Source organism: Dysgonomonas sp. UBA7710, assembly GCF_002482385.1.
In the GTDB taxonomy this organism is placed as follows: domain Bacteria; phylum Bacteroidota; class Bacteroidia; order Bacteroidales; family Dysgonomonadaceae; genus Dysgonomonas.
Window position 1 is genome coordinate 38,217 of the sequence record NZ_DLFW01000045.1, and the last position, 12,374, is coordinate 50,590.

7 protein-coding genes are annotated in these 12,374 nt (G+C 38.1%); 1 reads left to right on the top strand and 6 read right to left on the bottom strand.

Annotated elements, in window-relative coordinates; all coding sequences use genetic code 11:
• The first annotated feature begins 133 nt into the window (after window positions 1-133).
• The gene (locus tag B3317_RS14850; protein WP_291112999.1) at window positions 134-2,692 is read left to right on the top strand and encodes a hypothetical protein; all 2,559 of its coding nucleotides are present in this window, start codon (window positions 134-136) and stop codon (window positions 2,690-2,692) included.
• 454 nt (window positions 2,693-3,146) lie between these two features.
• Here the strand turns inward: B3317_RS14850 and B3317_RS14855 are convergent, their stop codons facing one another.
• The 6 genes from B3317_RS14855 to kdpA form a co-directional block, all read right to left on the bottom strand.
• Complete coding sequence (locus B3317_RS14855) at window positions 3,147-4,484, bottom strand: sigma-54-dependent transcriptional regulator (RefSeq protein WP_291113001.1); 1,338 nt, start codon at window positions 4,482-4,484, stop codon at window positions 3,147-3,149.
• The gene (locus tag B3317_RS14860; RefSeq protein WP_291113003.1) at window positions 4,462-6,228 is read right to left on the bottom strand and encodes an ATP-binding protein; all 1,767 of its coding nucleotides are present in this window, start codon (window positions 6,226-6,228) and stop codon (window positions 4,462-4,464) included. The genes B3317_RS14855 and B3317_RS14860 overlap by 23 nt, the downstream gene beginning before the upstream one ends.
• Window positions 6,225-7,349, bottom strand: a complete 1,125-nt coding sequence (locus B3317_RS14865) for a sensor protein KdpD (protein ID WP_291113005.1) — start codon at window positions 7,347-7,349, stop codon at window positions 6,225-6,227. The genes B3317_RS14860 and B3317_RS14865 overlap by 4 nt, the downstream gene beginning before the upstream one ends.
• A 574-nt stretch (window positions 7,350-7,923) precedes the next feature.
• On the bottom strand, window positions 7,924-8,484 hold the full coding sequence (locus tag B3317_RS14870; RefSeq protein WP_291113007.1) for a K(+)-transporting ATPase subunit C: 561 nt from the start codon (window positions 8,482-8,484) through the stop codon (window positions 7,924-7,926).
• A gap of 14 nt (window positions 8,485-8,498) precedes the next feature.
• Window positions 8,499-10,514, bottom strand: a complete 2,016-nt coding sequence (gene kdpB / locus B3317_RS14875) for a potassium-transporting ATPase subunit KdpB (protein ID WP_414647510.1) — start codon at window positions 10,512-10,514, stop codon at window positions 8,499-8,501.
• Window positions 10,515-10,532: 18 nt separating this feature from the next.
• Complete coding sequence (gene kdpA, locus B3317_RS14880) at window positions 10,533-12,221, bottom strand: potassium-transporting ATPase subunit KdpA (protein ID WP_291113009.1); 1,689 nt, start codon at window positions 12,219-12,221, stop codon at window positions 10,533-10,535.
• Window positions 12,222-12,374 lie beyond the last annotated feature (153 nt).

Sequence of the window (12,374 nt, forward strand, 5' to 3'; positions counted from 1 at the left end):
GAGATGGCAGCGAAAATCTGATTCAAAACTAATTAGAGGTAATCCCTTTATAGTCTATAGTACTGGTCTCCGCTAACCTAGGCAAGTAATATATTGACAACGAAATTTATATACAAAATACAACTCTAAAAAAATGAAACAATTACAGCTAAAGCATTTTTTTGCTATTATCTTAATTTTATTCCTACCCCCTACGAGACTATGTGCATCAGAAGGAACTATACCGCCCCCGACCTTATTTGGAAGCAATATCATTAATAGATTGGATATAGAACCCGCTATTATTCATAATGCCGGAGCAAAAAACATTTTACTTTCCGTTCCGGATCGCGAACTCAGTATCCTCATTGATTATTCAAAAGGCTCTAAAATCAGTCAATTAAATATAAAAGGGAAAAATACATTATCTCCTGCAGGTGTTTATACAGCATTTAGTACTAGAGGAGGTGTTTTTTCTTCAGTTGATGCAGAGCAAATGAAAGTAGAAGTAGCACAGAGTATGATTAAATTAAGTAATATCATATACGGAGATAATGCCATTGAAGTAAACGAGACATGGACTTTCAGCATTACGAACAACAAAATATTATGGAATATTGATCGCAAATACAGTACTCTTGCCAAGTTGGAAGAAACGGCATTTCCTCAATGGAACTTTGCTGATTTATCTGTATGGAAAGGTGGAATCATAGATAACGGCGGAATGGTTTGGTGTAAGTATTTATCAAACATAAATGATACATACGGAGTTCATACAGGAGGTGTTACGTTTTGGAATCCAGAGTCCGGCAATGGTTTACGTATAACGGCACAACCAAAAGATGGGAAATACATAGCCACAAAATATTCTAAAAGTGATAAAAATGAATTTACATGTACTCAATTTGTTACAGACACAGAACTAGAACCTCGTTACAATCGGAACAGGTTTGTACACCAGAAATCGGATGTATTTGTTCCTTTCGATGTTCAGAAAGGATCTGTGTCTATTGATCTGGAAATTCAATATGTTGATTATCTTACAGACTATTCAAGAGGAAATCTGCCCGGTATAGATGCTGACGCTGTTCGTGAGCTGATGAACACAACAGGTAGATATGGTGTAGTCGATAATACTATCGTAGGAGCTAATGGCTGGATAACCAATTGGAAATGCTTACACGAGCCTTTCTTTTCTCAAATAGGAATGGCTCTTAATGATGAAAATTATACAAAAAATATGTCGTCGACTCTTGACGCAGAAAGAGATTATGCACTAACTGGCGAAGGACGTGTGCTATCGCGCTGGCATAATACGGACGAAGACCAAATGCCCGGTACATATAACTACAAAACAGGATATTATGAAGCCCGCTGGGGATATACTATAGATTCGCAGACTGGATATGTAATTAATACCACCGAACAGTTTGATTTGTGTGGAGACCTAAATTGGCTACGCTCACATAAAGAAAGCTGTGAGAAAGCATTAGACTGGCTGATAAAGCGAGATTCTAATGATAACGGGATATTTGAGATGATGAATGATTATACTTCTCAAGGAATTGCCAGCGATTGGTTAGATATTGTTTGGGCTAGTTTCGAGAATGCATTTGTAAATGCACAAATGTATGAAGCTCTTAATTTATGGGCTGATTGCGAGGCAATTTTAGGAGATAGGACAAAATCAGATTATTATCGTTCGGTAGGATCAAGATTGAAAGAAAATTTTAACAAGCCTGTTAGTGAAGGAGGTTTCTGGGCTCCACAAAAGAAACAATATATATACTGGAGAGACAAAGATGGATCAGTGCATGGCGACAACTTCGTCACACCTGTAAATTTTGCTGTCATAGCATTTGAATTATGTGATGACGAGAAAAGGATTAAGATAATTTTAGATGAAGTAGAGAAGAGAACAGCTGCTGAAAATCTTTTCCATTGGCCTCTATGCTTTGACTCTTACCAAAAAGAGGAGGTTGCTGCCAGTCAGAAGGCATTCCCTACTTATGAAAATGGAGATATTTTTCCGACATGGGGATATTTGGGAGTAAGATCTTATGTGGGATATAAAAAGGATATTGCACTTAAATATATCAAGAATATTCTGAAACAGTATAAAGAAGATGGGTTATCATCTCAGCGATATTCCAGAACTACTCAAAAGGGTTTAGGCAGTGATATTCTGGCTGGAATTTGTACCAGCGTTACAGCTCTTTATAGGGATATATATGGAATACGACCAAAGTGGAACAGAATGGGACTCGAGCCTAATATGCTAAAAGAACTTGATGGAACAGAGTTCAATTATAAACTTCGCGGAACAGATTATAATCTAAAACTTAATGTCAATGATTATACTATGTCAACAAATAAATTTAAGATAAAGAGTAAGAGCTATTTTGGAGCAGATATGTCAGACTTATCACTCATATTCTTCCCTAATAATGAAGACTCTATGACATTAACAATCGTTGCGGAATCGGGTATCCCAATCAATATGGAGATTGTAGAATGGAAATCTGATACATATTCATGGAAAATTTCATCTCTAGATAATTATGAATTCCGTCTAACGGGTCTCGAACCGGATATAATTTATACATATTCAATTGATGGTAAAGCCCAAAATATTAGGGCGGAAGATAATGGCTCCATTTTCATAAGCCATCATTGCATAAATCCAACAAAGTTTAGTATAAAGAGAATGTGATTTCTTGGGTTTTAGTATACAAACTAAATATTTCAATGTACATATTCTCTCTCTTATACAAAAAGTTCTCTTCTGCTTTTCGTCTAAACGAGAGCAATAACAGAAACTATGGGCCTGTTAATAACTTCGTCTAAATGTCAACCACAAGGTTGAAGTATTATCATATAAATTCTTTCAGATTTCCCTCACCCCAAAAAATGAGGGAGTTTGAAAGAATTTCTCGTTTTATAGGTTCACTCTTTCTCCAAAGATAATTATGAAGTCTTTAGTTTTAACTCCATCACGGTAAGGTTATTGTGCTGATTGTGTGGCTTTTCTTCTATTTTGGGGATTTATCTTTTTATTGGTCGGTTAACCTGTTAATATGTATGTCACGCCTGTGTTGCGAATTTTAGATATGATAGAAGCCTATAAAAAAGACAGACTTTAAACTTAGTATAACAAAGTCTGTGGGTTACAGTTTATATTCCTCTATTTTACGATACAATGTTGCGACCCCGATTTTGAGAATTCTGGCTGCCTCAGTCTTATTTCCTTTTGTATAATCCAAAATCTTCTTGATATGCAGCTTTTCGATATCACATAATGCCATAGTCGTTATAAGATCGGAGGTATCTGTGTCAGGATATTGTATCTCCAAAGGTAATGTCTCGATGCTTAAAGAGTTATTATCTGTTAGAATTACACTTCGTTCTATGACATTCCTTAATTCCCTTATATTCCCTTTCCAGTTGTTTTGTTCCAATAGTTTTAAATAATCCTGAGAAATTGTATTGATTCTTTTGTTGGATTTAGTTGCAAACAGATTTACAAATTCACTTACAAATAATTTTATGTCTGAAATGCGTTCTCTTAGAGGCGGTAAATGTATCTGGAATACAGATAAGCGATAAAATAAATCACGGCGGAAATGTTCCGTCTCAATTTCTTTTTCTAAAATCCGGTTTGTTGCGGCAATGATCCTTACATCTACCTTTTGGGATTTGGTTTCCCCTATTTTTAAAAACTCTTTCGTTTCTAGTACTCTTAATATTTTAGCCTGTAAATTAACCGGCATTTCTCCGATCTCGTCCAGAAAGATAGTACCCTCGTGAGCCTCTTCAAAAAGCCCTTTCTTATCTTTTAAAGCCCCTGTAAACGCTCCTGCTTTGTGTCCGAATAACTCACTTTCCAATAATTCTTTACTAAATGCAGAACAATTGATCGCGACAAAAGGCTTATTCTTTCGCTGGCTTCCGTAGTGTATCGATTGGGCAAATACTTCTTTACCTGTGCCTGTTTCTCCGGTTAATAATACAGTCGCATCTGTTTGCGCTACTTTTCGACCCATTTCTATAGCGGAAAGAATAGGGACAGATCTCCCTATAATATTATCAAAAGAATATTTTTGCTCAATTTTCATTTCCAGCTGGCTAACCCGTTTCGATAATTCTACTTTATCCAATGCTCTGTATACCAAAGGTATTATCCGATTGTTATCATCGCCTTTTGTTATGTAATCGAAAGCTCCGTTTTTTATAGCCTGAACACCATCTGGTATATTCCCATATGCGGTCAGAAGTATAATCTCAGCCAGAGGCTGTATTCTTTTCATTTGGGGAATCAGTTCAACACCGTTAGCATCAGGTAGCTTGACATCACAAATGACAACATCGAAATCCTGTTTTTCTAATAATTTTAACCCTGCTGTTGCATTCTCTGCCTGAGATACTTCTATCTTTTCAAGCTCAATGATCCGGGCCATCAGCTTACGAAGTTTTTCTTCATCGTCAATCAATAATATCTTTTTCATCCTGGTCTCTTTTTTTAATTTTATTATAAGGGATAATAAAGAAGAATGTACTTCCCATACCGGGGGCGCTATCCACATCTATTGTTCCTCCCTGTGTCTCTATAAATTCTTTACTGATAGCCAGCCCCAGCCCTGATCCCGATTTTAAACTTCCCGGTATTTGAAAATAACGCTCAAATATTTTTTTCTTATATCTGGAATCGATTCCTTTCCCAAAATCCTTTACGGAGAATAAAGCTCCTTTATTTTCTTTTTTCAAAGAAACAAGAATTTCACCATCTTCCATCGAATAACGGATGGCATTAGTCAGGAAATTAATAAGAACCCATGCTGTTTTTTCTGCATCGGCGACAATATCGGGAATATCAGATTCCATATCCACCTGAAGTTTTATTTTCTTTTGCTCTGCCTGTAGTTTTATCGTATCAATAGCATATCTGACTATAAGTCCGGGATCTGTCGCCTGAATATTCAATTGAATATTTCCTGTTTCTACCTGAGACATATTCAGTAGTTCTCCGGTGATTTGTAAAAGTCGTGTACTGTCTTCTTTTATACCGTCTATTAGTTGTTTTTGTTCATCGTTCAGCAATCCGGTTTCGTTGTGTTCGAGCAATTGTGTACTCATCTTTATCGAAGATATAGGAGTCTTCAGTTCGTGCGATATAGTAGCGATAAAGTTCGTCTTAGCCGAGTCCAGTTCTTTGAAAATAGTGATATTCTTTAACAGGATAACATAGCCGATTAGTTCAGTTATATTTTCTCCTGTTTTATTAATTTCTATATGGATGATTTCTTTTTCAAAATAAGATTGCTTATCATCAGAGAATATCTTTAACGGTGCCTCGTCTTTTTTTGTCGAAGGATTAATCAGATCAACAATAAGTGTACGGATCAGATCATTAGTGACAGCGATATCCTGAACCGGTTTATTTAAAATCTCATTGCGGGACAGTCCTGTTATTTTTAATGCTTCATCGTTGATGAAAATAATAACTTTATTCTCATCAAGCCCGATAACAGGATCATGCATATTATTGATAAGCGTTTCAACCCGTTTCTTTTCCTTGAGTATTTTTTCGAGTCTGCTGTTTGAATATTCTTCCAGTTTTTCAGCCATTATATTGAAAGATTTAGCCAGATCCCCATATTCGTTATGGCTTTCATAGTTGAGACGTTGCCGGTAATTCTGATTGGCTATTTCTCTTATACTTTCGGTCAATTGAAGGATTGGGTTCGCTATGTTCCCGGGTAGTTTGACGAGCAGAACGAAAGCAATAAGAAAACACAAAGCTCCTGTTATAATGATCCAGATAATGGCATTCTCTGCGGTATTATTTGCTATCTTACTCTTTTGAACAATAGCATCCATATTGAGTTTCATTAAAGTAGCAATATCCCTTCGTATTATGACCTTGAGGCTGTCATTTCCTGTATCATGCTTCAAATACGAAAAAAGGTTTGAAATCTGTAATGTTATATCAGATTCTCCTATTTCGGTTTCATTTTTCAGTTGCTTTTTTAAATTTGCTTCAAATGCGGATACGGCTCCCGGATCAGTTTTCATTTCATCCAAAGCAAGCAACATATTACGGGAATATTCCAATGTATTGTAATTGGCTATAAGTATATTTCCGGTATCTTTCCTCAGTCCATTGATATACCAGATGCTAACGCCAGCCAATACTATAATCAGGCAGAAAAGCAATCCTACTCCGGATGTTAATTTGGTTTTTATTTTCATGACAGAATAATTATATCTATACCTTCTTTCTTTAATTCACTTAATATCTTCTTATATGTGGCGACATATAATAGCATACGCCATCTGCTAATGTAAGGCATTCCGATACAGACTGTAGATACATTTTTCTTAATAGCTTGTTCCAAAATAGCTTTCGGTATATTTTTATGCTTTAATTGTATTACCTGCCCTCCTAATTCAACAGCCATCTTGAAACTGTTTATTAATTTCCGCTGGCTGTCCAAGGCTATCTTATCAACTTCCTCCTGGGGTGTCTGTACATATAGCACATACCATTCGCCGCTGTAATAACTGGCCAGACGGGCGGTTTTACGGATTATGTTATTGGCTTTCTTGCCATTACTACCTATACATGCCATAAAGTTTTTATGTAGTCCTGACTGAGATGAAAATGTTTCATCATCAGCTTTTTTCAGTACATGGCTCGCTACCTCTTTTAAGGCAAGTTCACGTAAGCGAAGTATATGTTCGGTCTTAAAGAAGTTGGTTAACGCAGCCTGTATCTTATCAAACGGATATATTTTCCCATCTTTAAGCCGGGTCACCAGATCATCTTCAGACAGGTCAATATTTACAACTTCATCCGCCATAGCTACAACCCGGTCGGGAATACGTTCACTGACTTCTATGCCTGTAATTTTTCTTACCTCCTCATTCAACCCCTCTATATGCTGGACATTTACTGCACTTATCACATTAATGCCGGCTTCGAGTATCTCAAGTATATCCTGCCATCGTTTTTCGTTCTTGCTACCCTCTATATTGGTATGAGCCAGTTCATCTACAATCACGGCCTCGGGACGTAAATTTATAACAGCCTGCACATCCAGTTCTTCCAGTTCTTTGCCTTTATAAAAGATTTTCCGTCTGGGAATCACAGGTATTCCATTCAATAACGCTACAGTTTCCCGTCTGTTGTGAGTTTCAATGTATCCGATTTTGACATCTACACCTCCTTCCAGAAGGATATGTGCTTCCTGCAACATCCTGTAAGTTTTGCCGACCCCGGCAATCATTCCTATATATAATTTGAATTTACCTCTTTTCGATTGTTTTATCAAATTGAGAAAATATTCAGCGTTTTTTCTATCCTCATCCATCGTTTAGTACGATCTTCAAATTAGTTCTTAAATACTTAGTATAAAAACAATCTGCTTTAAAAGTAGTTTTTTATATAAAATAAAAGTATAAAAATATCAGTAAACAGTAAATTCAATTAGCAAATGGCATTACAATTATCAGTTAACAACTTGTAAATCATTACTCGTAACTAAAAAAAGGTAACAAAGGTAACAGGTTTTTCAGTTAACAGTCAACAACTTGTATCTTGTATCTCGTCTACTTGTATCTCTTTCAAAAAAGGTAACAAACGTAACACTATTTGCAGTGAACAGTTATCAGTCATCAGTCATCAGTTAACAACTCATAAGATATAAAAACTTTGCGCCTTTGCGTCTCTGCGTGAAACAAAATAAGACGCCAGCCAACCCGTAACTCGTAACTGCCCGAAGGGTAAAGTAACTCGTAACTGTTAAAAAGTAACACATGTAACAGTTTTTACTCATTTTCCGACAGTAACTTTTTATTCTTTATATATCACATCAAATGATTTACATACAGATAATTAAATTCATTATTCATTACAAAATTTAAACAGACTCTTAACTGGCTTTATTATTTCAAGCTATCCAATGCTATATTTAGCTTTAATACATTGATCTTTTCAGGGCCGAATAAGTCAAATAGTGGTTTTTCAGTTTCCCGGTCAATCAACTCAAGCAATTTGGATTCTTCTATATTACGGGTCTTTGCTATTCTTTTTACCTGTACTTTTGCTGCCTGTACCGAAAAATGGGGATCAAGGCCGCTTCCGCTGGCTGTTACCAGATCGACCGGGATTTCAGATTTATTTATTTCGGGATTATGTACAAGGAAGGTATCTATACGAGCCTGAACTTGTGTCAGATATTCTTCGTTGGATGGTCCTTTATTACTTCCTCCGGAGCCCGCTGCATTGTAACCGATAGCCGATGGTCGTGACCAGAAATATTTATCATCCGTAAATGATTGCCCGATATTCGAGTAATATTTTTTCCCATTGAGTTCTATTATCTCTCCCTTGCCTTGATTTGGGGAAAGTTGCGCGATCCCCCAAACCGCAACCGGATATATAACCGCGAAGAGTAATAGTATAGCGACTGTCAGCCTGATGGCCGGAATAATATGCTGTTTCATTTTTTATATTTTTATCAGATGAATAATGATACGATTATGTCTATCAATTTGATTCCTGCAAATGGAACAAGGATTCCACCTAAACCATAGATAAGTAAATTTCGTCTTAACAGAGCCGATGCTCCTATCGGTTTATAGGCAACTCCTTTTAATGCCAACGGAATCAGAATGGGAATGATTATTGCATTAAAGATAATAGCTGAAAGGATAGCGCTTTCGGGACTGCTCAGTCTCATGACATTGAGGCTTTGCAAAGCAGGGATGGCTGTAATGAACAATGCCGGAATAATGGCGAAATACTTAGCGACATCATTCGCAATACTGAATGTAGTAAGCGTACCTCTAGTCATTAATAACTGTTTACCGATTTCTACCACCTCGATCAGTTTAGTGGGGTCATTATCCAGATCGACCATGTTCCCGGCTTCTTTGGCTGCCTGCGTTCCACTATTCATGGCTACACCTACATTGGCCTGTGCAAGAGCAGGTGCATCATTTGTGCCGTCACCCATCATTGCAACCAGCCGTCCTTCATTCTGCTCCTTTTTTATATAGTTCATCTTATCCTCGGGTTTGGCTTCCGCGATAAAATCATCGACTCCGGCTTTTTCCGAAATATATTTTGCAGTCAGCGGATTATCTCCGGTTACCATCACTGTTTTTATTCCCATTTTGCGTAAGCGTTCAAAGCGTTCATGTATACCCGGTTTAATAATATCCTGCAATTCAATGGTTCCAACGATTTTATTATTAACAGCTACAACCAAGGGTGTACCTCCGTTCTCTGAAATTATTTTAACCATGTTGGCAACATCTTCCGGATATGGGTTTCCGTTTCTTTCAGCTAATGACCGGATAGCATCGGCAGCTCCTTTGCGTATCTGCATATCTCCGACATCAACACCTGAGCAACGTGTCTCTGCTGTGAATTCTATAAACTTGAAACGGGATGCAGGCATATCGTAATTAGACGGATTCACCTGAGCCAGTTCGACGATTGATTTGCCTTCGGGTGTCTGATCTGCTAATGAGCTTAGAACGGTAATTCTGACAAACTCATCATTATTTACTCCATCGGCAGGGTAAAAATGAGTTGCTTTACGGTTGCCGATTGTAATAGTCCCTGTCTTATCCAAAAGCAGGACATCGATATCTCCCGCGGTTTCTACGGCCTTTCCGCTCTTAGTAATTACATTTGCCCGTAATGCCCTGTCCATACCGGCAATACCTATGGCAGACAATAATCCGCCAATGGTTGTGGGAATCAGGCATACAAACAGGGAAATAAATGCTGCAATTGTAATCGATACATTCGCGTAATCGGCAAAAGGCTTCAACGTAACGCAGACAATAATAAATACAAGCGTGAATCCCGCTAACAGTATAGTTAAAGCGATCTCATTGGGCGTTTTTTGACGGCTTGCACCTTCTACCAGAGCGATCATCTTGTCAAGAAAACTTTCTCCGGACCGGGTTGTAACCTGTACTATTATTTTATCCGACAAAACTTTTGTACCTCCTGTTACCGAACTTTTATCTCCTCCGGCTTCCCTGATAACGGGTGCGGATTCTCCGGTAATGGCGCTCTCGTCTATTGTCGCCAGCCCTTCAATGATTTCCCCATCGGCAGGAATAATATCTCCGGCTTCACAAACAAAGATATCTCCTTTCTTTAATAGAGCGGAAGATACGACACTCCCGCCTTGAAGTTTTGCCGGGGTTTCTTCTCTCGTTTTCCGTAGACTATCAGCCTGGGCCTTTCCCCGTGCTTCAGCAATAGCTTCAGCAAAATTGGCGAATAATACAGTCGCCAGGAGAACGAGAAAGACAATGAAATTGTATGCGAAACTACCTTGCGAAGTTTCTCCGGATAAAGTCCATAGGCTAACGAAAAACATAATTATTGTCCCGATCTCCACTGTAAACATAATCGGGTTGCGGAACATTATTTTAGGATTCAGTTTCACAAAAGATTGTTTAAGTGCTTCCTGCACTAATCCTTTCTGAAGCAAAGATTGATTCTTATTCATATTTTCTTTAATATTATATTAATACAAGGTAAAGTATTCGGCAACAGGCCCTAAGGCAAGAGCAGGTAGAAAGGACAATAATGCGATAATAAGTATAACGGCAAATACCATTGTGCCAAACGTCGCCGTATCGGTTCTTAATGTACCGTCGCCTTCTGGGATAAATTTCTTTTCAGCTAAAAGTCCGGCAATGGCAACAGGCCCTATTATCGGAAGAAAACGGGATAATATCAGCACAATTCCGGTACTTATATTCCACCACAGGGTGTTATCACCTAATCCTTCAAATCCACTACCGTTGTTTGCTGAGGATGAGGTGTATTCATAAAGTATTTCACTGAAGCCATGGAATCCGGGATTATTAAGAGTGGATGCTCCCTGGTCGGGAAAGGCTGTCGCAAGTGCTGTTCCTGTCAGAATAAGGAACGGGTGTATCAGCGCAATTATCATCGCTATTTTCATTTCCCGGGCCTCTATCTTTTTCCCTAAGAATTCGGGAGTGCGCCCTACCATCAATCCACTGATGAATACAGCGAGGATTATAAATATCAGGAAGTTTAGTATACCTGCACCGACTCCACCATAAAAGCAGTTGACCATCATGGCTAATAACTGGTTCATACCCGACAGTGGCATCGTACTATCGTGCATAGAGTTGACAGACCCTGTGGAAATAACGGTGGTGACAATACTCCAGAATCCCGAAGCAGCAGCTCCTATGCGGGTTTCTTTTCCTTCCATTGCTCCCAATGAATTATCGACGCCCATCGCCGATATGGCGGGATTACCATTTATTTCCATTATTATATTCGGAATAACAAGTAGTAAGAATCCGATTGTCATTACACCAAGTATCATTCGCGAGAGTCGTCGTCTTCGTGTAAAATAGCCGAAAGCAAATATCATGGCTATCGGGATAACAAACTGGGCAAACATTTCCGCCATGTTGGTCAGATAAGAAGGATTTTCGAACGGATGAGTTGAGTTAGCCCCGAAGAAACCGCCTCCGTTTGTTCCGACATGTTTAATGGCTATAAATGCAGCGGCGGGTCCTCTGGATACTTCTACAGTATTTCCTTGTAATGTTGTGATACTGTCTTTTCCTTCGAATGTCATTGGAGTGCCTTCAAACACAAGTATAATGGCTATAACTAAAGATACAGGTAGTAAAATACGGGTACATGATTTTATGAAATAATTATAGAAATTACCTAACTGAGTCGTACTTTTATCCCGGAATGCCCTGAATACAACTGCTGCCGCAGCCATACCTGTACCTGCGCTAACAAATTGAAGGAACATCAGCCACATTTGTCCCAGATATGATATCCCTGTTTCCCCTGAGTAGTGTTGCAGGTCGCAGTTTACCACAAAGGATATAGTTGTATTGAATGCCAGATCAGGAGACATATCCGGATTACTATCCGGATTCAAAGGAAGACTGCCTTGTGTCATTAAGATCAGCATCCCCAGTAAAAACCAGACAAAATTAATGGTGAGTAATGCTACAAGATGTTGCTTCCAGGTCATCTCTGCCAGAGGGTTAATTCCTCCCAATTTATATAATAGCCTGTCTATCGGATTGAAGACGGGATCAAAGAATGTCTTTTTCCCTCCATAAACTTTTGCGATGTACTTTCCTAAAGGTATTGCCAGAGTTACAGATAGAACAAACATTACAATTATGCCTAAAATTTCTGTGTTCATATTTTCTTATATTTTTCTTGTCTGTTATTTTATCAGAATTTTTCCGGACGTACCAAAACGTAGCAGATGTAACAAAACACCCCTATTGCTATAATGAATAATGGGATCATAATGGTAAATTTTATATTTTTTCAAAAAAATCTATTGTTCTAT